Raw genomic sequence first — 26,001 nt, 5'->3', positions numbered from 1 at the left:
TTTGCAAATCAAAGATCAATTAAAACAGCTAAAACCGTATCAACCTGGGAAACCAATTGAAGAGGTCAAAAAAGAATATCAATTAGACAAAATTGTGAAATTGGCTTCAAATGAAAACCCTTTTGGATATTCTGTACATGCAAGAGAGGCAATACAAGCCGAGCTCGAACATCTAGCGATTTATCCTGATGGATACAGCGCAAGTTTAAGAACGGAGATTGCTGAGTTTCTTCAAGTAAGTGAAAAACAATTAATTTTCGGGAATGGCTCAGATGAACTTGTGCAAATTATTGCGAGAGCATTCCTTGACCAACATACAAATACCGTCATCCCATCTCCATCGTTTCCGCAATACCGTCACAATGCAGTGATTGAAAAGGCGGAAATTCGAGAAGTGCCTCTTTTAAAAGGAGGAGCTCACGATCTGAAGGGTATGCTGGATGCGATCGATGAAAACACGAAGGTTGTCTGGGTATGTAATCCAAATAACCCGACAGGAAATCATTTGTCAGAATCTGAGATTGTGGCGTTTTTAGATGAAGTGCCAGCTCACGTGCTTGTTGTACTAGATGAAGCGTATTTTGAATACGTTCGTGCGGAAGATTTTCCAAACAGTTTATCTTTATTACACAATTATCAAAATGTCATTGTACTTCGAACGTTTTCTAAAGCATATGGACTTGCAGCGCTTCGAGTAGGCTACGGAATTGCATCAGAAGAGCTGATTACTGCCATTGAACCAGCGAGAGAGCCGTTTAATACCAGCCGTATCGCTCAGGCAGCTGCTCGTGCAGCGATCAAAGATCAAGATTTCATACAATCATGCAGACAGAAAAACGAAGCAGGTCTCAAGCAATATCAAGATTTTGCTGACCGTTTTGGACTATATATCTATCCATCTCAAACAAACTTTGTGCTGATTGATTTTAAAAGAGATGCCGATGAATTGTTCAATGCATTATTGAAAAAAGGTTACATTGTTCGTTCCGGTAAAGCACTTGGTTTTCCGACTTCTTTACGTATTACCGTCGGAACAAAAGAGCAAAATGAAGACATTCTAAGCACACTTGCCGATTTACTGCAAGGCATTCGTGCGTAGCATAACCAGAAAGTCATATCCTAAGGCAGGATATGGCTTTCATTGTACCAACCTCAATACATATAAGCTGTTGAAATAGGTTGTTTAATTTTCGCGAAAAATCAGGTGATGAATATGAATGATGCAAACGAAACAATATTAATCGCTGGACTCGGTTTAATTGGGGGATCCATTGCACTCTCAATTAAAAAAGAGCATCCTCATAAAAAAATTGTAGGATTTGATGTTTCCAAAGAGCAAATGGTTGCTGCAACAAAGCTGGGAATTATTGATGCAACAGCTGATTCGTTTTTGGCTGGTTTAGAAGAATCTTCGACCATTATTTTGGCAACTCCTGTCCAGCAAACAATAAAGATGCTTAGTGATATTGCAGACTCTGGAATTGAAAGAGAGCTCACAATCACTGATGTCGGCAGCACAAAGCAAAAGGTCGTCCATTTTGCTGAAAAAGTGCTGCCTGAGCAGTACCAATTTATTGGCGGACATCCAATGGCAGGCTCTCATAAGTCAGGTGTTATTGCAGCGAAAGACTTTTTATTTGAAAATGCGTTCTATATTTTAACGCCTGCAAAGGAAACAAAACGTCAAGCTGTTGATCGGTTGATGGATTTGTTAAAGGGGACACATGCTCATTTCATCGAAATGACACCAGAAGAACATGATGCTGTGACAAGTGTTATCAGCCATTTCCCTCATATTGTTGCAGCCAGCCTTGTGCATCAAGCACATCATTTTGAAGAACAATTCCCACTTGTTAAACGGTTTGCTGCTGGAGGCTTTCGTGATATCACACGAATTGCTTCAAGCAATCCTGCAATGTGGAGGGATATCCTGCTGCACAATAAACACAAGATTTTAGACCGATTCCATGAATGGAAAAAAGAGATTAACCGCATTGAAACCTTCGTAGAGCAAGAAGATGCTGAAGGATTGTTCTCTTATTTTCAAGATGCTAAGGAATATCGCGATGGACTTCCTCTAAGGAAAAAAGGAGCCATTCCTGCTTTTTATGATCTGTATGTCGATGTTCCGGATCACCCTGGGGTCATATCGGAGATTACAGGGCATCTAGCAAGTGAAAACATTAGTATTACAAATATCCGTATTATTGAGACGCGGGAAGACATTAATGGGATTTTACGCATTAGTTTTCAAACAGATGACGACCGCAAGCGTGCAGAAATCTGTATAAAAAATAGAGCGAATTACGATACATTTTATGCTGACTGAGGTGACAAACATGAAAATTCATAAAAATGCTCCTATGAATGGAGAAATTCATATCCCAGGTGATAAATCTATTTCACATAGATCAGTGATGTTTGGCGCAATTGCTGATGGGACCACAGTAGTGAAAAACTTTCTTCCTGGAGCTGACTGTTTAAGTACGATTGATTGCTTTAGAAAGATGGGCGTTGAAATTGAACAAAAAGGGACAGATGTTGTCATTCATGGTAAAGGACTGAAAGAGCTCAAGGAGCCGTCTGACATTCTTGATGTTGGCAATTCTGGTACAACCATTCGATTAATGATGGGAATATTAGCTGGTTGTGAGTTTCACAGTACACTAATTGGTGATGAGAGTATTGCCAAAAGACCAATGAGGCGGGTGACGGGTCCGCTTAAACAACTAGGAGCCAAAATAGACGGCAGAGCAAATGGCGAGTTTACACCACTCTCTATTCGTGGCGGTCATTTAAAAGGAATCTCTTATGAGTCTCCAGTGGCAAGTGCACAAATTAAGTCGGCTGTCCTTTTAGCTGGACTTCAAGCAGAGGGAACAACGACTTTAACTGAACCTCATAAATCAAGAGATCATACAGAAAGAATGCTCTCTATGTTTGGTGTAAAACTAGATGAAGATGAACAAAGTGTTTCCATTGAAGGCGGCCAAACATTAACAGCAACAGATATATTTGTTCCAGGAGACATCTCTTCAGCTGCATTTTTCCTTGTAGCTGGATCAATCGTTCCTAACAGCCGGATTGTCTTAAAAAATGTCGGGTTAAACAAAACAAGAACAGGTATTATTGATGTGCTGAAACTTATGGGTGCAAACCTTGAGATCAATGAAGTAGATGCCAAAGGCGGAGAACCGTATGGTGATTTAACGATTTCTACTTCATCATTAAAAGGGATTGAAATTTCTGGTGACATGATTTCAAGACTCATCGATGAAATTCCGATTATTGCGCTTCTTGCGACCCAAGCAGAAGGAACAACGATAATTAAAGATGCTGCTGAGTTAAAAGTTAAAGAAACCAATCGAATTGATACAGTCGTATCAGAACTTAAAAAACTCGGTGCTGATATTGAAGCAACAGATGATGGTATGAAGATTCATGGTAAAACTACGCTTCAAGGCGGGGCAGTCGTCTCAAGCTACGGAGATCACCGTATCGGTATGATGCTGGGAATTGCCGCATGTGTGACAAAGCAAGCAATTGAGATTGAAGATACAGATGCTGTTCGTGTCTCATACCCGAATTTCTTTGAACACATTGAATATTTAACGAAAACAGTCTGAGGCGGTCCTCAGGCTTTTTCTTTCCTTTTACATATTTGTCAGAAATATAGCATAGCTTGTCTCAAGGTGAAACCTTGAAAAAAAACATTTTGTCCGATAAAAATAGTGTCTGCAGTTTACAAATCATCAGTTTCGTATAGGATGAAATGAAAAACAGTCTTTAAAACACAAAAATGGGTTCATTTTAAAAGAGCAACATATTTGCTGGATGTGTACCTGTCGATTATGATATGAAGTAACAATAGTTTAGGTTTTTGGAAACAGAAAGGAACGGTTTGATTTGAATAGTTCATTACAAGAAGCCATAAAATTAGTTGAGGCGGGTGAGACTGAAAAAGGACTCCAAACACTTGCTCAAGCAGAGAAGCATTTGCATGATGAAGAAAAGGCGCAAGCGGCTCAATTATATTATGATTGGGGAGATATCGATAAAGCACGGAATCTCATCAGTGATTTACATGATTTATATCCAGAGGAAACAGGTTTAACGTGTTTTTATGCAGAGCTGTTGATTGACTCTGATGAAGAAGAGAAGGCGATTGCAGTATTAGAAACGATTCCTGAAGATGATGATGCGTACCCAGAGAGTTTATTGTTAATGGCAGATTTGTATCAAATGCAAGGACTATTTGAAGTCAGTGAACAAAAGCTTTTAAAAGCGAAAGAGCTACTTCCGAATGAAGCCATCATTGATTTTGCATTAGGTGAGTTGTATTTTTCTCAAGGTCTTTCAAAGAAAGCGGCCGATTATTTCTACAAAGTGGCAGATCAACAGCATGAGGTTGGCGGTGTCAATGTGTATCAGCGGCTCGCTGAATCGCTCAGCACAGCTGGAGAATTTGAGGATGCACTTGAATGGTACGAAAAGGCAGTAAAAAATCAAGCAGACCCGAATACTCTTTTTGGCTACGGATTTACAGCAATGAGGGCTGGCAGAACGAAAACAGCCATTCAGCAGCTTACAGAACTGAAAGATATTGATCCGTCCTATTCGTCACTTTATATGCCTTTAGCGAAAAGTTATGAGGAAGAAGGACTATATCACGAGGCTTTAGAGGTAGTAAAAGAGGGTATTAAAGTTGATGAGTATAACAAAGAATTATATTTATATGGCGCCAAGATTGATTTGAAAAATGGGGATTCAGAAGATGCGAAAAAACTGCTTCAAGAAGCACTTGCTCTCGATCCGGGTTATATTGAAGCAGTTCAAACATTGCTGGCGATCTATTTAAATGAAGAGCTGTTTGATGAAATTCTGGATGTTATTAAAGAGGTTAAAAGCTTTGGGGAAGATGATCCAAAATGGAATTGGTATGCTGCATCTGCTTCTGTCGGGCGAGAAGAATACAAAGAAGCTGCCGAGTATTTCAAGCTTGCCCTGCCTGATTTTGATGAGGAGCGTGACTTTTTATATGAATACGCTTCGTTCCTTTTAGAAGAGGGCAGACAAAAAGAAGCATTGCCGTTATTACGCAAAGTTCTAGAGAAAGATGGCACGAATGAAGAAATTGAAGAAACGATTTTAAGAATTGAAGACGAAATTTCCTTATAGTTTGCAGGAATGAAGAACTGGTTTGTTGAATAATTCATGTATAGCAATTTAATTTACGATAGAGGAGGGAATAACATGCAGACCCCTGTTTCTGTCAATGAAAAAAAGGAATTTATCCGGTGGTTCTTAAACCATTATCAGCTAAAGCGAAGAGAATGTGTTTGGATATTAAATTATTTAATGAGTCACGACTCTTTGATGGAAAAGGTTCATTTTGTAGAGCAAGCAGAATTTTGCCCAAGGGGAATCATCATGTCAACACACTGTGTGGATGAAGTTCCCTTTAGATTTTATAAAGAAAACATTATGACGACAGATGCTGAAAAGTCATTTCATGATATTCGTTTGAATAAACAGCAGGATTTGTTTATTCAATTGAATTTCCGTTCTGCTTATCGTTCGCCGGAATATGCAGCTGTTCTTGAAACAAATCCTCATATTCCAAAGGATCTTTATGAGAACGAAAAAGATAAGGATCTTGCTGAAAAAGTGCTTGAGCACTCAATCGCAACTTTCCAAAAAGAACGGCTCATGAAAGAGATAGATGAAGCACTTGACCGTCATGATCAAGAAACATTTAATAAGCTGGCAAAAGAATTAAGCCTATTGTCATAAACTGAACGAATAAGCCTTGCCCTATACAGGCAGGGCTTATGTCATGAAAGAGGGGAATTTGATGAGATTTCAATCAGAGGACGCGGATCGCTTTTTGCAATCTAAAGCTTACATTGATACCGCTGTCATTCCATTAGTTGGGATTGATGCGGATCAAATGAAACAAACCGTGTCTTTAGGAGAGTTTACTATTCTTGTAGCAGATGAACTTGAAAGACAGTTAAAAGGGCGGGTTTTTCTTTTTCCGCCACATACATATTTGGAAGTAAGTGACCGGAAACAAGAAGACATACTCACAATGAAGCAGTCGCTCAACGATCATTTTCAGCATGTCGTATTGATCACATCTGATCACCAGTGGAAAGAGCATACTGAGATCAGTGAATCGCTATTTTTGCTCAAGCCGGTTCCGCTGGAGCATTTGAAGGTTGAATTAAAGCAAAAAGTGATTCAAGACAGTGTAGAACAAATTTTGAACTTTTTGTTACAAAAATGGAACCCTTCATAAAAACCCTTACATTTGCATTGTACATAGCTTTTTAGGATGTTGACCTTGTGAATAGATTGATATATTATGAGGGTGTCCTAGTTTTATGAAATTTTTTCTAATTCAGTTATAAAGTAGCTGACGACCTGAGGGGGGGAGAAAAAAATGAGCGAGAAGAGACATGGAGTGTCCAGGCGTCAATTTTTGAATTACACGTTGACCGGCGTGGGGGGATTTATGGCCGCTGGAATGCTCATGCCTATGGTTCGCTTTGCGCTTGACCCTGTGCTAAAAGGAACAGAGGATCAGGATATGGTTCAAGTTGTCAGTGTAGATGAACTGACAAAGGAACCGAAGCGCTTTGACTTTAAAATTGATCAAGTAGATGCATGGTACGAGTCAAAGGAATCTAGGTCAGCATGGGTGTACAAAGAAGGGGATGAAATTGTCGCTTTATCGCCAATCTGTAAACATTTAGGATGTACAGTGAACTGGAACAGTGATCCGAAAAATCCAAACAAATTTTTCTGCCCGTGCCATTATGGGCTGTACGACAAGGATGGTACAAACGTACCCGGAACTCCACCGCTTGCACCGCTTGACCATTATAAGCAGCAAGTGAAGGACGGATACCTCTATCTTGGAAAAGCTGTGCCGAAAGGGGAAGGGTAACGATGCTTAACAAGATTTACGATTGGGTAGATGAGCGGCTGGACATTACACCAATATGGAGAGATATTGCAGATCACGAGGTGCCAGAGCACGTCAATCCAGCACATCATTTCTCCGCTTTTGTGTATTGTTTTGGCGGTTTAACGTTTTTTGTGACAGTCATTCAAGTCCTTTCGGGCATGTTTTTAACGATGTATTACGTGCCGGATATTAAAAATGCCTGGGAATCTGTCTATTATTTGCAAAATGAAGTGGCATTTGGCCAGATTGTCAGAGGGATGCACCACTGGGGTGCGAGTTTAGTTATTGTGATGATGTTTTTACATACGCTAAGGGTCTTTTTCCAAGGGGCGTATAAAAAGCCTAGAGAGCTGAACTGGATTGTTGGTGTGCTCATTTTCTTTGTGATGCTTGGACTTGGTTTTACAGGTTATCTTTTACCATGGGATATGAAGGCGCTGTTTGCGACGAAGGTTGGTCTTCAAATAGCAGAAGCAACACCTTTCATTGGTAAAGAGATCAAAACGCTGCTTGCAGGTCATCCTGACATTGTAGGGGCACAAACGCTGACGAGATTTTTCGCTATCCATGTCTTTTTCTTGCCAGCGGCATTATTTGGGCTGATGGCTGCCCACTTTATTATGATTCGTAAGCAAGGAATTTCTGGACCGCTTTAAAATGCTGCGTTTGATGAATGTTCAATGAGGAGGGGATGACTTTGCATAGGGGAAAAGGGATGAAGTTTGTCGGAGATTCCAGAATACCGGCAGAAAGAAAACCTAACATACCTAAAGACTATTCCGAATATCCGGGAAAAACAGAAGCCTTTTGGCCGAACTTTCTTTTAAAGGAATGGCTTGTAGGTGCCGTTTTTTTAATTGGATTTCTTGTCCTAACTGTTGTTCATGCGCCTCCGCTTGAGCGGATGGCTGATCCAACAGATACTGGCTATATTCCGCTGCCAGACTGGTATTTCCTATTTTTGTACCAGTTATTAAAATATGAATTTGCTGCAGGAAACTTCACTGTCGTCGGCGCGATGATTATGCCTGGAATTGCGTTTGGTGCACTTTTGCTCGCACCATTTCTTGATTCAGGTCCAGAACGCAGACCGTATAGAAGACCAATTGCAGTCGGGATGATGATTCTTGCAGTCGGCGCAGCAACATATTTAACGTGGGAGTCTGTTGCAACTCATGATTGGGAAGCAGCGGCAAAACAAGGTGAGATTAAGAAAGAAGCAGAGATTGATACTTCAGCTGAAGAGTATAAAATTTATCAAGAGCAGACATGTATCTCCTGCCACGGGGATAACATGCAGGGCGGAGCAGCTGGACCGTCACTCGTTGACAACGGTCTCTCGCCTGAGGAGATCGCTAAAATCGCTGTAGAAGGTAAAGGCAACATGCCGAAGGGTGTTTTTAAAGGCAGTGATGAAGAACTCGAGAAGCTCTCTAAATATTTATCTGAGGTCAAATCAAAATAATTCAGTTGTTTAAATGCAAGTACAAGGATATACTCAAAAGAGAAAAAGCTGGCGCTGTCAGCTTTTTTCTGATTTTAACAGATCGTGAGTGAAGAGACATATGAGATGGATTCAATATTTGCTAGCGACGCGCTACATGCTTGTGCTGGTGCTTATGATCAATTTCCTTGGCACTGTGTACGGCTACTATTGGTATATTCCGCAGCTCGTAGAGACACCGGCTGTCTTTTTAGCTTTTGTACCAGACAGTCCAACGGCCAGCTTTTTCTTTTTATTTGTATTACTTGCGTTTTTGATGAAACGAAATGCTCCTTATTTTGAAGCACTTGCTCTTGTGACCTTGATTAAATATGGGCTATGGGCGGTAGGAATGAATATCTTTGTGCTTTTATCTGTTGATGATTTTCCGTGGGAAGGATACATGCTGATTGGGTCTCACTTTGCGATGGCGGTTCAGGCTGTATTGTTTGCGCCATATTATCGTTTTCAAATGCGTCATCTCGTGGTAGCAGGCATTTGGATCTTACATAATGATGTAATTGATTATGTATTTGGTATGATGCCCCGTTATTCTATGCTGTCTGCTTACTCAAACGAGATCGGCTACGTGACGTTTTGGCTAAGTATTGCGGTTCTTCTTGTTTCGTATTATCTCGTTCTATCGAAAAAATCGGTTAAGCTTGAACTCCCTTAACAATGTTGGTCTAACCTTGTCCTTTTCTTCATACGCTGTAAGGAGAAGGGCTAGGAGGGACTTGCATGAAACGAAAGCCAATCGCGATGATTCTATTATTTTTTCTCGTATTACAGCCAGCAGTTGCCAAAGGTGAGGAAACAGCTGCTAACACGCTGCAAGAATTAACGGAACTATCAGATTCCATCTTTCAATTAACGAGACAAGCTAAATATGATGAGGCGTTACAAGTCGTATTGTATGTTGAAAAGACATTTAAAGCTGAGAATTGGCGTGGAACTTTGACGAATACGCAGATTCGGCAAATTACACTTGGCTATCAAGATATGATAAAAGGGCTGCCGCAGGAAGAATTGAATGAGCGTGAAAAGCTTCGTTATGCCTCTCAATTTAGAATGCTGCTTGATGCGATCCAGTCGGATTCTGAGCCTCTTTGGGGTTCGCTGGAGAAGCCCATTATGGGGTCTTTTCCTACTTTGAAAAAAGAAGTAAAAGATCCAGAATCGACGACATTTTATGAAACTTGGAATGAGCTGGTTTCTTTATACGATATGATCTATCCAAGTTTAACCATTGATATTTCGCCTGAAAAGCTCCAGACGATTAAGCAGCACATGGAAGTGATTGAGCAAGGTGAGTTTTTAAAAGCATCAAGTGGGACAAAGCTTGAACGTCTCACGAAGCTGGAAGAGGATTTATCGAGTGTGTTTGCTCACGTCGATGAAGATGAAGCTGATCCATCGCTTTTATGGGTCATCCTAACAACCGGGAGTATCATTTTATTAACGTTAACGTATGTTGGATTTCGGAAATATCGTGCCGAAAAAGAAAAGAAACAAAAACGTCAGGCTGATTATCCTAAATCATAAAAAAAGAAGCCCAAAACTGGTGCTTCTTTTTTAATGCGGATTGAGCGGCTTTTTGTGTTCATCTAATGTAAAGCCTTCACCGAGTACATCATGCACGTCACTGACAGATACGAACGCATGAGGATCGACTGAGGTCACGACGCTTTTAAGGTGGACAAGCTCGTTTTTCGGAACGACGCAATAAAGGACGTTGCGCTCCTGCTTCGTATAGGAACCGACCCCTTTTAAGATGGTGACACCGCGCTCCATTTCATCCGTGATTTTCTTTTGAATGATGTCATCTTTTTCAGAGATAATCATGGCGCCTTTGGCAGCGTAAGCGCCTTCCTGCATGAAGTCAATGACCTTCGCAGCAACAAACACTGCGACCAGTGTATACATCGCTTCTTTATAATTTAAGTAGGTCAGAGAGATGGTAATGACGCATGCGTCGAAGATGAACATCGTTCGTCCCATGGCCACCTGATAATGCTTGTTGATCAGCCTTGCAATGATGTCCACACCGCCTGTTGTACCGCCGAATTTAAAGATGATCCCGAGGCCTGTTCCGATAAATACACCTGCAAAGAGGGCGGCTAAGGCTAAATCGTGCTGGAGAGGCATATGTATTTGAAAGCGCTGGAAGATGGCAAGAAAGACAGAAAGACTCACTGTTCCTACAATTGTATAAGTAAACATCGTTCTGCCAAGCATTTTCCAGCCTATAAAAAAGATCGGAATGTTTAAGACAAGGTTTGAAATAGATGGGTCAATGTGAAATAGAAAATATAAAAGCAGTGTAATACCTGTAAATCCGCCTTCCGCCAAATTGTTCTGCATATTAAAATGAACAAGACCGAAAGAAAAAATCGCAGATCCTATTAAAATAAATACGATATTTTTAAGACGAATTTCTTTTAGCAAGAGACCACTCCTTTTTTTGCTTAGACAGCGATAATATTATATGGTATGGGAGAGAAACAAGCAAACTGAGTCTTAAACATTTGTCAAATATTTATGATTTCGCTAACATGTAAGAGATGGATAGGAGGATGAGCTTCATGACGAAAGAAAAAACGCTGCGTCACGTGCAGCAAGAAGTAGATGATTACATAGGACAATTTAAAGAAGGCTATTTCAGCCCGCTTGCGATGATGGCCCGCCTGACAGAAGAATTAGGGGAGCTGGCAAGAGAGGTTAACCATTACTATGGAGAAAAGCCGAAAAAAACAACGGAAACAGAAAAAAGCATGGAAGAAGAAATTGGCGATGTTTTGTTTGTGTTAACATGCCTCGCTAATTCACTTGATATTTCACTAGAAGAAGCACATGATCGTGTGATGCATAAATTCAATACAAGAGATAAAGACCGCTGGACGAAAAAAGAAGGGAAGTAGAGACGATGACAAACGAAACCATCAAAGTAGTAATCGCTGGAGCAAGAGGAAGAATGGGGATAGAGGCTGTGAAGCTGGCGGAAGAAACAGGCCATTTTGAGCTGGTGGCCGCACTTGATCACACGCATGAAGGAAAAAAATTATCTGATGTGATTCATACGACATCTAATGCACCGATTTATACGGATATTGATGTGTGTCTTTCAGAAACAGCACCAGATGTATTAATTGATCTGACAACACCTGAAATCGGGAAAGTACATACAAAAAAAGCACTTGAACATGGCGTGCGTCCAGTCGTAGGAACAACTGGATTTTCAGAAGATGACCTAAAAGAGCTTCAGCAATTAACAGAAGAAAAGGGCATAGGCTGTATTATTGCACCAAACTTTGCTGTCGGTGCGGTCTTAATGATGAAATTTGCCAAAATGGCCGCGAATTATTTCCCTGACGTTGAAATCATTGAGCTTCACCACGATAAAAAACTAGATGCCCCAAGCGGTACGGGCTTAAAAACGGCTGAAATGATTGCAGAAGTAAGAGAAAGCAAAAAGCAGGGACATCCAGAAGAGAAAGAATTGATCGAAGGGGCACGAGGAGCCGATTATGATGGTATCCGTCTGCACAGCGTGAGACTTCCTGGTATGATTGCACATCAAGAAGTGCTGTTTGGAATGGACGGACAGACGCTCACCATTCGTCATGATTCTTATAACCGTGCATCCTTTATGTCAGGCGTGAAGCTTTCAGTAGAGCAGGTCATGCACATTGATCAGCTCGTTTATGGTTTAGAAAATATCATCGACTAATAAGGAGTGGATTCCTGATGAACATTGCTTTAATCGCTCATGATAGGAAAAAAAGTGACATGATTCAGTTTGCCACCGCGTATCGTGATATTTTGGCAGATCATACACTTTACGCAACAGGGACAACAGGTTTGAGAGTGAAAGAAGCGACGGGGCTTCCCATTCATCGTTTCCAATCAGGACCACTTGGGGGAGATCAGCAGATCGGTGCTTTAATTGCTGATAATGCAATGGATCTTGTGCTCTTTTTTAGAGACCCGTTAACTGCGCAGCCGCATGAACCGGATGTATCTGCACTCATCCGGCTTTGCGATGTGTATACCATTCCATTAGCCACCAATATGGGAACTGCTGAAATTTTAGTCAGGAATTTAAATAAAGGTACGTTTGATTTTCGAGATGTAGCAAAAAACGGAGGAACAAATGAAACGACTTGATATCCTTGCATTCGGTGCCCATAGCGATGATGTAGAGATCGGAATGGGAGGAACGATTGCAAAATACGTAAAAAAAGGGGCGCGCGTCGGGATTTGCGACTTGACCCAGGCCGAATTATCTTCAAATGGAACAGTCGAGAGCCGCAAAGAAGAAGCAAAAGCCGCCGCCGCTATTTTAGGTGTCAGAGCGAGAATCCAGCTTACACTGCCAGATAGAGGGCTTTATCTAAACGACGAAGCGATGAAGGAAATTGCGGGCGTGATTCGAACATACAAACCGAAACTGATTTTCGCTCCGTACCACCAAGATCGGCATCCAGATCATGGCCATGCGGGCTCACTTGTAGAAGAGGCCGCTTTTTCTGCAGGTATACATAAATTTGAAGATTCATACAAGCAGCCAGCGCATAAAATAAGCCAAATGTATTATTACATGATTAATGGGCACCATCGTCCAGATTTTGTGATCGATATTTCTGAGGAAATGCACCAAAAAATTGATAGCTTGCACGCGTATAAAAGCCAATTTGTTAAATCGGCAAACTCAGTAGAGACACCTCTTGTGAACGGTTATATTGATTTTGTCAAAATGAGAGAGTCTATGTATGGAAGAGAAGTCAACAAAGCTTATGCAGAAGGGTTTATCACAAAGAAACCACTTTTGATAGACGATGACTTACTTGGGGGGTAATTATGAAAAAACTGAAGATCGGAATTACTTGTTATCCAAGTGTCGGCGGCTCAGGCATTATCGCCACGGAGCTTGGAAAACGTTTAGCTGAAAAAGGGCACGATGTTCATTTCATTACCTCTAGCATTCCGTTTAGGCTTAATAAAGTATATCCGAATATTTATTTTCATGAGGTGGATGTGAATCAATATGCAGTTTTTCAATATCCGCCTTATGACCTTGCGCTGGCAAGTAAATTGGCAGAAGTCGCAAAACGAGAAAAGCTTGATATTATTCATGCGCATTATGCGGTTCCGCACGCTGTCTGTGCGTTTCTAGCCAAACAAATGACTGGACACTCTGTGAAAGTCGTTACGACGCTTCATGGAACGGATATTACGGTTTTAGGCTATGATCCATCATTAAAAGAAGTGATCCGGTTCGCCATCGAATCATCGGACCGCGTAACAGCGGTGTCGCATTCATTAGCTGCGCAGACGTACGATCTCATCAAACCAGATAAAAAAATTGATACGATTCATAATTTTGTTGATGAACGGGTGTATTTGCGTGAAGATCACGATTTGTTAAAGACACATTATGGTCTTTTACCGAACGAAAAGGTCATCATCCATGTATCAAACTTTCGAAAGGTGAAACGGGTGCATGATGTGATTCATGTGTTTCAAAAGATTTCTGAACAGGTGCAGGCAAAGCTGCTGCTCATTGGTGATGGCCCTGAGAAATCGGTTGTATGTGAACTCGTGAAAAAATTAGGACTGACAGACCGCGTATTGTTTTTAGGCAAGCAAGAGAAGGTTGAGGAGCTTTATTCAATAAGTGATTTGAAGCTGCTTCTTTCGGAGAAGGAGAGCTTTGGGCTTGTGCTTCTTGAGGCAATGGCATGCGGTGTCCCTTGTATCGGTACGGATGTCGGCGGTATTCCAGAGGTCATTACACATGGAGAAACAGGGTTTCTTGTCCCGCTCGGCGATATAGATGGAGCAGCAAAGCACGCAGTGTCACTGCTGAAAGACGAAGCGCTTCATGAAAAAGTGTCAGCGGCAGCACAGTCTAGTGTTCAGGCTCATTTCTCCTCTGATAAGATTGTGAGTGAATATGAGAAGCTTTACCTAGAATTGATCGAAGGTGATGATGAAGATGAATGAACCATTCACACATGCGATCCCTATATTACATACACTGCACGAACATGGGCATCAGGCTTACTTTGTCGGCGGAGCGGTGAGAGATGTTCTATTAGGACGGGAAATCGGCGATATCGATATTGCGACAGATGCAACACCTGATAAGGTTGAGTCCTTATTTGAAAAAACAGTAGATGTCGGTAAGGAGCATGGCACTGTCATTGTGTTGCATGATGGTGTCAGCTATGAGGTCACGACGTTTCGAACGGAATCAGAATATGAAGATTTTCGCAGACCGAAAGAAGTGGCGTTTATCACGTCGCTTAAGGAAGATCTTTTAAGAAGAGATTTAACGATTAATGCGATGGCCATGGATATAAATGGGGAAATTATTGATCATGTAGGTGGAAAACAGGATATTAAGCGGAAACGAATTCAAACCGTAGGAGATCCTGCGTGCCGCTTTCAAGAAGATGCGCTTCGCATGATGAGAGCTGTCCGTTTTTTAAGCCAGCTTGGCTTTGAACTCGCTGATGAAACGGCTGAAGCTATGAAAAAGGATAAGCATCTGCTTGCCAACATATCAGTTGAGCGCAAAAAGATTGAAATGGAGAAGCTTTTAAAAGGCCGTCATTGTGAGAAGGCCATTCAAGTACTCATTTCAACCAAATTATATGAAGAATTGCCAGGTCTCAAAGAGGAGCGTCTTCATGAATCCTTTCAAGCCTTTCCATATTACTTACTGGATGGACTAGAAGAGGTATGGGGGGCTTTCATCCATTTGCTCGGCCTAGATGAAGCGGAGGCTGCGGCCTTCTTAAAAGAATGGAAGCTGTCAACAAAGCTTTTGAAAGACGCAGTAGCTATTAGTCAATACGTTGATTGTGACTGGGATGCGGAAACCATGTTTGAAGCTGGTGAACACGTGCTCTTATCTAGTTTGAAGATTACACAGCTAAAACATGAGCGCCGCATTTTCTTTGATGAACTGGAGTCAGCGAAGCGTTCTTATGATGCACTTCCGATTAAAAAGCTCCAAGACCTCGCTGTTTCAGGAAAAGATTTAATGGCCTTTCGGCAAAAGCCGTCTGGGAAATGGATTGCAGAGGAGCTTGATTTTGTGAAAAAAGCCGTTTTGCAAAACCGTTTAGAAAACCGAAAAGAAGCCATAGAGGAGTGGCTTAAAGCATGCGATCCGCAATTAGAAAACGATTAATTGAACTATTTACAGAATCCAGTCAGGATTTTGTCTCAAGTCAGCAGATTTGTGATGAGCTTGGCTGCTCCCGAACAGCTGTGTGGAAGCATATGGAGGACTTGCGAAAAGAGGGGTATGAGGTAGAAGCAGTTAGAAGAAAAGGATACCGTCTGCTTCGTAAACCGGACAAAATTAGTGAGGACGAAATTCTGTTTGGTCTGGAAACAGAGAGCTTCGGCAGGCATATTTACTTTCAGAAAGAAGTCGCTTCCACTCAGCTGATTGCCCATGATCTTATCAATGAAGGTGCGCCCCACGGCACAATCGTTGTCAGCGATCATCAGACAAACGGAAAAGGGCGTCTTCAAAGAACGTGGCATTCACCAAATGGGACAGGCATTTGGATGAGTCTTATTCTCCGGCCTGAGATCCCGCTGCATAAAGCGCCGCAAATGACGCTTTTGGCATCTGTAGCCATCGCAGAAGCGATTGCGCAGCAAACAGGACTCAATCCATCTATTAAATGGCCAAACGATATTTTGTTGAATGGAAAAAAGGTCGTTGGCATTCTGACTGAATTAAAAGCAGAAGCTGACCAGGTTCATGCGGTCATCATTGGGCCGGGCATTAATGTGAACCAAACAGTTGATGACTTCCCGGATGAACTAAAGGATGTCGCCACAAGTCTGCGAATGGAACTGAATGAAAAAGTGGATCGGGCTGCACTCATACAACAGATGATGTCCACTTTTGAAAAAAGGTATGACGATTACATGAAGCAAGGATTTGCGCCGATTAAACAATTATGGGAATCGTTTGCGATGACGATCGGTCAACATATTGTTGCCCGCACCGTCAATGGGAAATATACGGGGAAGGCGCTTGGCATCAATGAAGAAGGTGTTTTATTGCTTGAAACGGAGGACGGTATCCAAAAAATCTACTCCGCAGACATTGAGATCAAGTCAACTTGAGTGGAACACCCGGCACATTTTTGATATACTTCGTGTGGGCAGTATCTGCAAAGAACTGTACCTGTTAGGAAGAAAAATTCGATAAATTTCTGCCTTGATCCTAAGGGACTTGGACAGAGGGATGATTCGCCGCACATGAGAAATCAAAGCATGTGATGTGAGGCTAGCCATCTCCTCTCCAGAATGAGGAGGAACAAATGAAGACAAAGCTAGATTTTTTCAAAATGAAAGAACAAAACGAACCTATTGTGATGCTGACCGCATACGACTATCCAGCTGCAAAGCAAGCGGAAAAAGCGGAAGTCGACATGATCTTAGTTGGTGATTCACTTGGGATGGTTGTACTTGGACTAGATTCCACAGTTCAAGTCACGATGGATGATATGATCCATCACACAAAAGCAGTGAAAAGAGGCGCAAAAGACACATTTGTTGTGACTGATATGCCATTTATGTCTTACCATTATTCGTTAGAAGAAACAATGAAAAATGCAGCACGCATCATGCAAGAAAGCGGTGCCGATGCCTTAAAGCTAGAAGGCGGAGATGGAGTATTTGAATCCATTCAAGCTTTAACAAGAGGCGGAATTCCTGTCGTCAGTCATTTAGGCCTCACACCTCAATCAGTTGGTGTACTTGGCGGGTATAAAGTGCAAGGAAAAGACCACGAAAGTGCTCAAAAATTGATTGAAGACAGCTTGAAATGTGAGGAAGCCGGAGCGATCGCACTTGTGCTGGAATGCGTACCTGGCGAACTGACAAAACGAATTACCGACATGCTGAAGATTCCTGTGATCGGAATTGGTGCAGGAGCTGAGGCAGACGGACAAGTTCTCGTTTACCATGATGTGGTAGGATACGGGGTGTCTAGAACACCTAAGTTTGTGAAACAATACGCGCAAATTGATACTGTTTTAGAAGAAGCGCTCATTCAATATACAAAAGAAGTAAAAGCACGCACATTTCCAGAGGACATGCATACGTTTCATATCAAAGAAGAAGTCCTTGATGGCTTATATGGGGGAATCAAAAAATGAACGTTGTCACCCATATTCACGAGCTAAAAGAATTGATCAAGCAGCATCAAGAAAAGCAGCATTCCATCGGCTTTGTTCCTACGATGGGCTTTCTTCATGAAGGACATCTGACGCTTGCGAAAGAGGCAAGAGGTCAAAATGACATTGTCGTGATGAGTATTTTTGTCAATCCTTTGCAATTTGGACCAAATGAAGACTTTGAATCCTATCCGAGGGATATGGAAAGAGACAAGCGTCTTGCAGAACAAGCAGGGGTGGATATTTTATTTACACCTGATGTGAAGGAAATGTACCAAAATGAACCATCTATTACGATGACGGTTCAAAAGCGGACGGATGTCTTATGCGGAAAAAAACGCCCAGGACATTTTGACGGCGTTGTCACTGTGCTCACAAAGCTGTTTCATCTTGTGTCACCAACAAATGTCTACTTTGGACTAAAGGATGCACAGCAAGTCGCTGTGATCGATGCGATGATCAAGGATTTCTTCTTTGATCTTCACCTTGTATCTGTACCGACAGTCAGAGAAGAAGACGGTTTAGCGAAAAGCTCAAGGAATGTGTACTTGTCAGAAAAAGAAAGACAAGAAGCACCCGCTTTATACCGCGCATTAAAAAAAGGCCGGTCAGCTGTTGAAAAAGGTGAACGTGATGTCAGTCGTGTATACCAGCTGATTGAAGAGGAACTTGTTCAGACGTGCGGAGAAATTGATTATATTGAGATCTACTCATATCCAGAACTTGAGCCGCTTGAGCAGTTAACAGGTCAAGTCATTATGGCGATTGCGGTGAAATTTTCACGGGCAAGACTGATTGATAATGTGATTTTCCATGTTCCTGAAAGCGGTGAAAAACATGTATAGAACCTTTATGACATCTAAGCTTCATAAAGCAACGGTAACAGAAGCAAACTTACATTATGTGGGAAGTATTACAATTGACGAAGATTTACTTGATGCGGCAGGTATGATGGCAAATGAAAAAGTACAAATTGTCAACAATCATAATGGCGCAAGACTTGAAACATATATTATTCCCGGCGAAAGAAAGAGCGGTGTTATTTGTCTAAATGGGGCGGCGGCGAGACTCGTTCAGCCAGGGGATGAAGTCATTATTATCGCTTATGGGATGCTGTCAGAAGAAGAAGCAAAGACACATACACCAAAAGTGGTCGTGTTAAATAAACAAAATCAAATTGAACAAATGATTGGGCAAGAGCCTGCGAGAACGATTTTATAACGCAAGCTCCATGGAAACAGAACAGTTTCAGAAGAGAGGCTGTTCTGTTTCATCTATTTTGTCCAGAGTGTGTTTCACTTCAGGGTGAAACGAGGAATTGAGGTGTCCATTTTATGACCGATCAAAGGTTTGTTGTCGTTGATATTGAAACCACCGGAAATTCACCTAAAAAGGGTGATAAAATCATTCAAATAGCTGCGGTGGTCATTGAAAATGGACAAATTGTCGAACGGTATTCAAAATATGTGAACCCGGGAAAAGCAATCCCTGGATTTATTGAACAGCTGACAGGCATTCAGCAGCACATGGTTGATGATGCGGTGTTTTTTGAGGATATTGCCCAAGAGGTGTATGATCTCATACAGGGTGCTTATTTTGTTGCGCACAATGTTCATTTTGACTTGAATTTTTTAAATGATGAACTAAAAGCATGCGGGAAAAATGAGCTGGATGTGCTAGCAATTGATACAGTTGAGATCTCTAGAATTCTTTATCCTGAGCTTGAAGGTTATAAGCTCACTGAATTAAGTGAAGAGCTCATGCTTCCACATGACCACCCGCATAGGGCGGATAGTGATGCGGAAGTTACTGCCATGTTATTTTTAACTTTATTACATCAATTAAAACATACACCGAAAATCGTGCTGAAGCAGCTGCGCAGATTATCCTCTTATCTCCTAAGTGATATAGGACTTTTAATTCAGCAGCTTGAAACAAGTCATGCTAGCCGGGAAGATTCTTTGGTGGAAGTCGGCTCTTTTGCTGTAAAAGATGTCACCAATTCTATCAGTAGGGCGACACATTCAGTAGGTGAAGATGATGAACAGCTGTTTGAGGAAATCAAAAAGAAGCTTCCGCAAACGGTAGAAGGCTATGAGGTAAGAGAAGGCCAGCTTACAATGATGAATAAAGTGAGAGATGTGTTTCATGAAAGAGCCTATGCATTAATTGAGGCGGCACCGGGTATTGGGAAAACGCTCGCTTACCTCATCCCAGCTGCTCTAGAAGCGAGTAAATCAGGAAAACCTGTCATTATTAGTACATATTCCATACTTTTGCAGCAGCAAATGCTTCAGCGTGATGTGCCTATGTTGAATCAATTGCTCCCGTTTGAGCCTGCTGCCTGTGTATTTAAAGGTCGGGCGCATTATATTTGTTTAGATAAGTTTGAGCATGTGCTTCATGAGGAAGATGATAACTATGATGTCGTCTTAACGAAGGCGCAAATTTTAATGTGGCTCCTTGTAACAGAAACAGGTGATTTATCTGAACTGAATTTACCGTCAGGAGCTGCCAATATAAAAGACCGCATTTCCTGTGTGCATATGCCGTTTACATCGAAAAAGCGCCGTTTTAAAGAGTATTGCTTTTATGAGCGCGCTAAAAAAAGGGCAAAAACAGCTGATTTAATTTTAACGAATCATCGTCTGCTCTTATCACAAACGGAGGCATCGTCTATCTTTCAGCATGCTGACGTATATGTGATAGACGAAGCCCATCAATTTGAGAAAACAGCCAATGAAACCCTAGGGGATAGTGCGTCTTATATCCAGCTTCACGCGAAGTTAACACAGCTTGGCTCCTTGCAAGGCGGATTGTTAAAGAAACTGAAAAAGAGATTTCATCATGCAGGGTTACAGACAGACACCTTTATTGAAATGGATGAGTATCTCAATCAGCTTCAAATGGAAAGTGACGCTTTCTTTAGCACCGTCCATTCATTTGTGAAAAGGACAAAACCAAAAGCCGACATCAATCGTCTCATTCATAGAGTACGTCATCATTCAAAGCATGCTCAGTGGAAACGGATTAAAGAAACGGCAAGTAAGCTTTGTTCCTTGTTAATTGCTTGTGAGAAGCTGTATGAACAGCAAAAAAATGAGCTTCTTCAAAAAAGTGATCAGCTGACAGAACACTTTGCCTTTGAAGCAGAGGAATACGACCAAGTCATGTCGTTTATGCATACTTTTTGCAGTACACTGTACCGGTTTATCTTTGAACCGAAAAACGATGAAACGGTTTGGATTGAAATTGATGCAAAAGGTGCCAAAAACGCTGTCTTTATGCATGCACAGCCGTTAGATACTGGGGAGCTTTTGGCTGACCGTTTCTTTATGAACAAAAAGAGTGTTGTCCTCACATCAGGGACGCTTACCATTAATCACCGTTTTGATTATTGCTTGGAACGGTTTGGCCTGCAAGATTTTTACCCTCATCTTGTGCAAATTGATTCACCTTTCGAACTTGAAAAACAGCTTAAGGTCATTGTTCCAGCAGACATGCCACCGATTACAAACCGTGATGAACGAGATTATGTAAAGCAGGCTGCGCAATATATTAAGGTCATGGAAAAGCAGCAGCATGCAAAAATATTGGTTTTGTTTAATTCACATGAGATGTTAAAAGCAGTCTATGAAGAGCTAAAAACAGAAGGGATGCAGTCAGCCCTTTTTGCTCAAGGTTTGACGGGCGGAAGCCCCGTAAAATTAACGAAAATGTTCAAATTAGCAAAACAAGCCATTTTACTTGGTACGGGTAGTTTTTGGGAAGGTGTTGATTTTCCGGGCGCAGAGCTGACAACAGTCATCATGGCACGTCTTCCGTTCAGGCCGCCTGATTCTCCGCTTATTGAAGCCAAATGTGATGCAGCAAAAAAACAAGGGAAAAATCCGTTTAAAGCCGTCGCTTTACCAGAAGCTGTGTTAACCTTTAAGCAAGGAGCTGGACGCTTGCTGCGTTCTGAAAAAGACATAGGCACATTGCTGATTTTAGACCGCCGAGTGAAAACCGCTTCATATGGAAAACTATTTTTAGAATCACTCCCTCATGCGCCGGTTCACGAGATGTCAAAAGAGTCACTTGAGGCGTATATAGAAAACCTTAACAACGAAAAGCCGCTGTTATAAGCGGCCTTTAGCTGGTGTGGGTTTGGAGTTAATTTATCGTAACGGCTTTTTGTGTTCCGTTGTAAAAATAGTATCGGTTCCCGTGCAGAAAAGTATGACTAACAATATTTACGTACCGAGGAGGAATTAGAAGTGGAAAGTAAAATAGAGGTACTTTCAACTGTTCAAATTAAGCATTCAGAAGACCTGTACAAAATCGTTGACTTATTGAACAGAACGCTTAAAAGAGAAGATCTTATGTTTGGATTAGCATTAGATCAAGAAGATCAAAATCAAGCGGTATTTACGATATACCGCACATAGGGGAAGCTTGACATGAAAAAAATAGTCTGGATTATTTCATCTGTAGTGGCTCTCGTTCTGCTTATTGGCACCATCAGCTTTACGTGGATTTATCAAATTGCCATGGGACAAAGAGAACAAGGGCATGAAGCAGCGATCGAACGAGCAAAAGAACAAGCAAATATCGTACAAGTGGAGCAAGTGGAAACCTTTGTCGGGAAAGAAAAACAATTTATTGTTGAAGGGAAAAACAAACAGAATGAAACGACCTACGTTTGGGTTCCTGCCAGCAAAAAAGAAAAAGTGATCGCAAAAAAAGCAAAAGAAGGCATTACCTCGAATCAAGCAGTACAAGCCGTTCAAAAGGAGAACACGGTCTCTAAGCTAAAAGAAGTCAAATTAGCGAGAGAAGGTGACGTACTTCTTTGGGAAGTGACATACTTAAATGAGAACAATCAATATAGCTTCAGCTATGTCGACTTCTCGACAGGACACGTGGAAAAAAATTTAACACCGTAGTTTCTCCTGTCTTGCGTTGACCATGCTGATTTAGAACGGTTATAATAAAATGTATGAAAAAAGATTCACACCTGCCAAATAGGTGAGTTTCTTTCTGGTTTTGGAGGGAATTATGTTGAAAACAACGATTAATCAAGTGTTTAAACACGTCGATCAAGAAGTAACCATCGGCGCATGGATTGCCAATAAACGTTCAAGCGGAAAAATTGCATTTTTGCAGCTGCGTGACGGGACAGGCTTTATTCAAGGAGTCGTAGTAAAAGCAGAAGTGGAAGAGGAAGTCTTTAAGCTTGCGAAATCAGTCACTCAAGAAACATCTGTCTATGTAACAGGTCAAGTGACAAAAGATGAGCGTTCACCGCTAGGTTTTGAATTGCAAGTGAAATCCATTGAAGTGATTCATGAAGCGACAGATTATCCAATTACACCAAAAGAGCATGGAACAGAATTCTTAATGGATCACCGTCATTTATGGCTTCGTTCTAAAAAACAGCATGCCATTATGAAAATCCGTAACGAAATTATTCGTGCTACATATGAATACTTCCATCAAGAAGGTTTCGTGAAAGTAGATCCGCCAATTTTAACTGGAAGTGCACCTGAAGGCACAACGGAACTGTTTGCTACGAAATATTTTGATGAAGATGCATACCTTTCTCAAAGTGGCCAGCTTTACATGGAAGCTGCAGCAATGGCACTCGGAAAAGTATTCTCATTTGGCCCAACATTTAGAGCTGAAAAATCTAAAACGAAACGTCATTTAATTGAGTTTTGGATGATCGAGCCGGAGATGGCTTTTGTCGAATTCAATGAAAACCTTGAGTATCAAGAAAATTATGTGTCTCATGTTGTTCAAAGTGTACTTGAAAACTGTAAAGTGGAGCTGCATACACTAGGCCGTGATACAGCGAAATTAGAAAACATCAAAGCACCATTCCCGCGCATCACTTACGATGAAGCGATTAAATTCTTGCAGGAAAAAGGATTTGATGATATCGAATGGGGAGATGACTTCGGAGCGCCTCACGAAACAGCGATCGCCGAAAGCTATGATAAACCAGTGTTTATCACTCATTACCCAACATCATTAAAACCGTTTTATATGCAGCCAGCACCGGATCGTGAAGATGTTGTCCTTTGTGCAGACTTGATTGCACCAGAAGGCTACGGAGAGATTATTGGCGGTTCTGAGCGTGTTCATGATTTAGAGCTTCTTGAAGCAAGATTGAAAGAACATGGGCTTGATCAGGAAACTTACAAATGGTATACAGAATTAAGACAATATGGTTCTGTGCCGCATTCAGGTTTTGGTCTTGGACTTGAACGTACAGTTGCTTGGATTAGCGGAGCGCCGCATGTGCGTGAAACCATTCCTTTCCCAAGATTATTAAACCGTTTATACCCTTAAGACGTGAAAGCCTCCAACAAATGGAGGCTTTTTCAAACGTTTTTTAGAGGGGCACGTGAAATAAAACGTGATATACTTAAAATGAAGAGGTGTATCCGATGAATAGACAGCAATTTATTAATATGCAGCAAATGGGGTCGACAAGTTTGCCTAATTTGCTGATTGCTCATTATGAGCAGTTAGGACTGAATGAATCACAGATGATGGTGATGCTTAAAATTAAAATGAATGAAGAACAAGGCGTTTTCTTCCAAACATTTGAAGAGCTTTCTCAAGGCATGACCATTTCAGCGGAAGAGTGTGCGTATATGGTTCAGCATCTCATTCAAAAAGGATTTATCTCGATTCAGCCATTTGAAGACAGGTCTGGTATTCAGCATGACCGCTATTCAGTAGAACCTTTATGGGGCGTGCTATATGACTTTTTAGAAGCAAAACAGGCGAAAGAAGCGCAAAAACATCATGTGCAGGCTGAAAAATCTTTATATGCTTTATTTGAAGATGAATTCGGCAGACCGCTGTCTCCTCTTGAAGGAGAAACACTTTCGATCTGGATGGATCAAGACCATCATGATACTGAGATGATTCGGCTAGCGCTAAGAGAAGCCGTTTTATCAGGGAAATTAAATTTCCGTTATATTGATCGAATTTTATTTGAGTGGAAAAAGAAAGGGCTGAAAACAGCGGAAGAAGCAAAAGAGCATAGCCAGCATTTCCGGTCTCAGCAGAAAACGCCGCCTTCAAAAGAAGAGACGTCCACCTATAAACGACAAGTTCCTTTTTATAATTGGCTGGAACAATAACCAATAAAGGAGAAGGCATGTTAACAAAAAAACAAATCAATGAGTGTTTAGATATTATAGGAGATATGTTTCCAGAGGCTGAGTGTGAGCTTGTTCATGACAATCCATTTGAGCTTGTGATTGCTGTTGCACTCTCTGCTCAATGTACAGACGTGCTTGTAAACAAGGTCACCAAAACGCTTTTTCAAAAATATAAAACACCAGAAGACTATTTAAGTGTACCGCTTGAAGAACTGCAGCAAGATATTCGCTCGATTGGTCTTTATCGAAATAAGGCTAAAAACATTCAAAAGTTGAGCAAAATGCTGATTGAAGAATATGGCGGTGAAGTACCAAAGGACCGGGATGAGCTTGTTAAGCTTCCTGGGGTTGGCCGGAAAACAGCAAATGTCGTCGTTTCGGTCGCTTTTGGTGTACCGGCAATAGCAGTAGATACACACGTAGAACGAGTCAGTAAACGTCTAGGCATCTGCCGCTGGAAAGATTCTGTGCTTGAAGTAGAGCAAACCTTGATGAAAAAGGTGCCAAAAGAAGATTGGTCTGTGACGCATCACCGTCTGATCTTTTTTGGGAGATATCATTGTAAGGCGCAGCGGCCGCAGTGCGAATCGTGTCCGCTTCTTGATATGTGCAGAGAAGGGCAGAAGAGGCTGAAAAAAGGATTGGTGAAGCTGGCATGAGCGGGGCAGCTGTTTTCACCTCATATGTCGAAAAGCTAAAAGAAAAAAAGGTAGAGATTAAAGGTGATCGAGTAGATATACTGAGGGCCAATCCGCTCGCATATGATCTATCTTCAGAACCTTTAACAGACGAGTTTCCATGGCAGGAAACGGAAGAATTTGTTCCTGTGATGTTTGAGCTGTGGGACGAATTAAAAGAAAAAATGCTTCCTCGTTTCCAAACAAGAAAATCCCGCTGTGAAGAAGATGATATGCTGCAAGGAATCGTCAGTATGATTGCGATGTTTTACTGGATCAAAGGGGAGAGTGTCCAAACGTTTGAATGGGAACATATCAAGCAAGAGACATTTCCTGTTGCTCCGATTAATTGGACGGAACGTTTAGAGTTTATTTTGCTAAAACCAACTCAATATCATTGCTTTATTCAATTGGACGAGCTATACACGGAATTAAAAAAGCAGTATGGAAAATATGAAGCACTTAAAAAAATCAAACAGCAGCGTTAAAAAAAGCA

General features: G+C 41.4%; 29 protein-coding genes. 28 read left to right on the top strand and 1 reads right to left on the bottom strand.

Annotation, left to right across the window (positions count from 1 at the left end):
- Position 1: 1 nt before the first annotated feature.
- The 11 genes from hisC (at position 2) to ypjB (ending at position 10,001) form a co-directional block, all read left to right on the top strand.
- A complete protein-coding gene (gene hisC / locus NST65_RS10145; protein WP_065214688.1) occupies positions 2 to 1,099 on the top strand; it encodes a histidinol-phosphate transaminase in 1,098 nt (365 codons plus the stop codon).
- Positions 1,100 to 1,213: 114 nt separating this feature from the next.
- Positions 1,214 to 2,329, top strand: a complete 1,116-nt coding sequence (locus NST65_RS10140) for a prephenate dehydrogenase (protein WP_065214689.1) — start codon at positions 1,214 to 1,216, stop codon at positions 2,327 to 2,329.
- A 10-nt stretch (positions 2,330 to 2,339) separates the two neighbouring features.
- The gene (gene aroA, locus NST65_RS10135) at positions 2,340 to 3,626 is read left to right on the top strand and encodes a 3-phosphoshikimate 1-carboxyvinyltransferase (protein WP_065214690.1); all 1,287 of its coding nucleotides are present in this window, start codon (positions 2,340 to 2,342) and stop codon (positions 3,624 to 3,626) included.
- A 280-nt stretch (positions 3,627 to 3,906) separates the two neighbouring features.
- A complete protein-coding gene (locus NST65_RS10130; protein ID WP_111926499.1) occupies positions 3,907 to 5,178 on the top strand; it encodes a tetratricopeptide repeat protein in 1,272 nt (423 codons plus the stop codon).
- 75 nt (positions 5,179 to 5,253) lie between these two features.
- Positions 5,254 to 5,793 (top strand): ReoY family proteolytic degradation factor, encoded by a 540-nt coding sequence (locus tag NST65_RS10125; protein WP_008344562.1) that lies wholly within the window; start codon positions 5,254 to 5,256, stop codon positions 5,791 to 5,793.
- Between the two features lie 61 nt (positions 5,794 to 5,854).
- Positions 5,855 to 6,301: a YpiF family protein gene (locus NST65_RS10120; protein ID WP_111926501.1), complete on the top strand. Its 447-nt coding sequence runs from the start codon at positions 5,855 to 5,857 to the stop codon at positions 6,299 to 6,301.
- Positions 6,302 to 6,445: 144 nt separating this feature from the next.
- Entirely contained in the window at positions 6,446 to 6,952 is a 507-nt protein-coding gene (locus tag NST65_RS10115; protein WP_007500911.1) for a ubiquinol-cytochrome c reductase iron-sulfur subunit, read from the top strand.
- Between the two features lie 2 nt (positions 6,953 to 6,954).
- Positions 6,955 to 7,629, top strand: coding sequence for a menaquinol-cytochrome c reductase cytochrome b subunit (qcrB, locus tag NST65_RS10110; RefSeq protein WP_003215804.1), 675 nt, complete (start codon positions 6,955 to 6,957; stop codon positions 7,627 to 7,629).
- A gap of 41 nt (positions 7,630 to 7,670) precedes the next feature.
- Entirely contained in the window at positions 7,671 to 8,438 is a 768-nt protein-coding gene (locus NST65_RS10105) for a menaquinol-cytochrome c reductase cytochrome b/c subunit (protein ID WP_024422792.1), read from the top strand.
- A 100-nt stretch (positions 8,439 to 8,538) separates the two neighbouring features.
- Positions 8,539 to 9,132: a DUF1405 domain-containing protein gene (locus NST65_RS10100; RefSeq protein ID WP_024428102.1), complete on the top strand. Its 594-nt coding sequence runs from the start codon at positions 8,539 to 8,541 to the stop codon at positions 9,130 to 9,132.
- A gap of 65 nt (positions 9,133 to 9,197) precedes the next feature.
- Positions 9,198 to 10,001, top strand: coding sequence for a sporulation protein YpjB (ypjB, locus tag NST65_RS10095; protein ID WP_111926503.1), 804 nt, complete (start codon positions 9,198 to 9,200; stop codon positions 9,999 to 10,001).
- A gap of 30 nt (positions 10,002 to 10,031) precedes the next feature.
- Here ypjB and NST65_RS10090 read toward each other — a convergent pair whose 3' ends face one another.
- Entirely contained in the window at positions 10,032 to 10,904 is an 873-nt protein-coding gene (locus NST65_RS10090) for a YitT family protein (protein WP_024422789.1), read from the bottom strand.
- A 137-nt stretch (positions 10,905 to 11,041) separates the two neighbouring features.
- On the opposite strand from NST65_RS10090, the gene NST65_RS10085 reads away from it, so the two are divergent.
- The 17 genes from NST65_RS10085 to NST65_RS10005 all read left to right on the top strand — a co-directional run bounded on the left by NST65_RS10085 (position 11,042) and on the right by NST65_RS10005 (position 25,993).
- Complete coding sequence (locus tag NST65_RS10085) at positions 11,042 to 11,377, top strand: nucleotide pyrophosphohydrolase (RefSeq protein WP_024422788.1); 336 nt, start codon at positions 11,042 to 11,044, stop codon at positions 11,375 to 11,377.
- Between the two features lie 5 nt (positions 11,378 to 11,382).
- Entirely contained in the window at positions 11,383 to 12,186 is an 804-nt protein-coding gene (gene dapB, locus NST65_RS10080; protein ID WP_034280443.1) for a 4-hydroxy-tetrahydrodipicolinate reductase, read from the top strand.
- Positions 12,187 to 12,203: 17 nt separating this feature from the next.
- Entirely contained in the window at positions 12,204 to 12,623 is a 420-nt protein-coding gene (gene mgsA, locus NST65_RS10075) for a methylglyoxal synthase (RefSeq protein WP_111926505.1), read from the top strand.
- Entirely contained in the window at positions 12,610 to 13,314 is a 705-nt protein-coding gene (bshB1, locus tag NST65_RS10070; protein WP_046311596.1) for a bacillithiol biosynthesis deacetylase BshB1, read from the top strand. Before mgsA ends, bshB1 begins: the two co-directional genes overlap by 14 nt.
- A 2-nt stretch (positions 13,315 to 13,316) precedes the next feature.
- On the top strand, positions 13,317 to 14,462 hold the full coding sequence (gene bshA / locus NST65_RS10065; protein ID WP_081124530.1) for an N-acetyl-alpha-D-glucosaminyl L-malate synthase BshA: 1,146 nt from the start codon (positions 13,317 to 13,319) through the stop codon (positions 14,460 to 14,462).
- On the top strand, positions 14,455 to 15,657 hold the full coding sequence (locus NST65_RS10060) for a CCA tRNA nucleotidyltransferase (RefSeq protein WP_111926507.1): 1,203 nt from the start codon (positions 14,455 to 14,457) through the stop codon (positions 15,655 to 15,657). The genes bshA and NST65_RS10060 overlap by 8 nt, the downstream gene beginning before the upstream one ends.
- Positions 15,630 to 16,613, top strand: a complete 984-nt coding sequence (locus tag NST65_RS10055) for a biotin--[acetyl-CoA-carboxylase] ligase (protein ID WP_111926509.1) — start codon at positions 15,630 to 15,632, stop codon at positions 16,611 to 16,613. The genes NST65_RS10060 and NST65_RS10055 overlap by 28 nt, the downstream gene beginning before the upstream one ends.
- 197 nt (positions 16,614 to 16,810) lie before the next feature.
- Entirely contained in the window at positions 16,811 to 17,650 is an 840-nt protein-coding gene (panB, locus tag NST65_RS10050) for a 3-methyl-2-oxobutanoate hydroxymethyltransferase (RefSeq protein ID WP_024422781.1), read from the top strand.
- Positions 17,647 to 18,513 carry a pantoate--beta-alanine ligase gene (gene panC / locus NST65_RS10045; protein ID WP_034280455.1) on the top strand — a complete coding sequence of 289 codons (867 nt, stop codon included), beginning with the start codon at positions 17,647 to 17,649 and terminating at the stop codon, positions 18,511 to 18,513. Before panB ends, panC begins: the two co-directional genes overlap by 4 nt.
- Positions 18,506 to 18,889 (top strand): aspartate 1-decarboxylase, encoded by a 384-nt coding sequence (gene panD, locus NST65_RS10040; RefSeq protein ID WP_024422780.1) that lies wholly within the window; start codon positions 18,506 to 18,508, stop codon positions 18,887 to 18,889. Before panC ends, panD begins: the two co-directional genes overlap by 8 nt.
- A 113-nt stretch (positions 18,890 to 19,002) precedes the next feature.
- On the top strand, positions 19,003 to 21,795 hold the full coding sequence (gene dinG, locus NST65_RS10035) for an ATP-dependent DNA helicase DinG (protein ID WP_111926511.1): 2,793 nt from the start codon (positions 19,003 to 19,005) through the stop codon (positions 21,793 to 21,795).
- Positions 21,796 to 21,927: 132 nt separating this feature from the next.
- Positions 21,928 to 22,098 carry a YpmA family protein gene (locus NST65_RS10030; protein WP_065214698.1) on the top strand — a complete coding sequence of 57 codons (171 nt, stop codon included), beginning with the start codon at positions 21,928 to 21,930 and terminating at the stop codon, positions 22,096 to 22,098.
- A gap of 12 nt (positions 22,099 to 22,110) precedes the next feature.
- Positions 22,111 to 22,596: a cell wall elongation/penicillin-binding protein regulator TseB gene (gene tseB, locus NST65_RS10025; RefSeq protein WP_111926513.1), complete on the top strand. Its 486-nt coding sequence runs from the start codon at positions 22,111 to 22,113 to the stop codon at positions 22,594 to 22,596.
- A 115-nt stretch (positions 22,597 to 22,711) separates the two neighbouring features.
- On the top strand, positions 22,712 to 24,004 hold the full coding sequence (gene asnS / locus NST65_RS10020) for an asparagine--tRNA ligase (protein ID WP_087975939.1): 1,293 nt from the start codon (positions 22,712 to 22,714) through the stop codon (positions 24,002 to 24,004).
- A 98-nt stretch (positions 24,005 to 24,102) separates the two neighbouring features.
- Positions 24,103 to 24,807 (top strand): DnaD domain-containing protein, encoded by a 705-nt coding sequence (locus tag NST65_RS10015; protein ID WP_034280461.1) that lies wholly within the window; start codon positions 24,103 to 24,105, stop codon positions 24,805 to 24,807.
- A gap of 17 nt (positions 24,808 to 24,824) precedes the next feature.
- Complete coding sequence (gene nth / locus NST65_RS10010) at positions 24,825 to 25,487, top strand: endonuclease III (RefSeq protein ID WP_034280464.1); 663 nt, start codon at positions 24,825 to 24,827, stop codon at positions 25,485 to 25,487.
- Positions 25,484 to 25,993 (top strand): YpoC family protein, encoded by a 510-nt coding sequence (locus NST65_RS10005; protein ID WP_065214700.1) that lies wholly within the window; start codon positions 25,484 to 25,486, stop codon positions 25,991 to 25,993. Before nth ends, NST65_RS10005 begins: the two co-directional genes overlap by 4 nt.
- The last annotated feature ends 8 nt before the right edge of the window (positions 25,994 to 26,001 follow it).

The sequence above is a fragment of the Bacillus sp. FSL P4-0248 genome, from assembly GCF_038593305.1.
Lineage (GTDB): Bacteria > Bacillota > Bacilli > Bacillales > Bacillaceae > Bacillus > Bacillus safensis.
The sequence above is the reverse complement of the archived record's forward strand: the minus strand, read 5'-3'. Positions and strand labels throughout refer to the sequence as shown.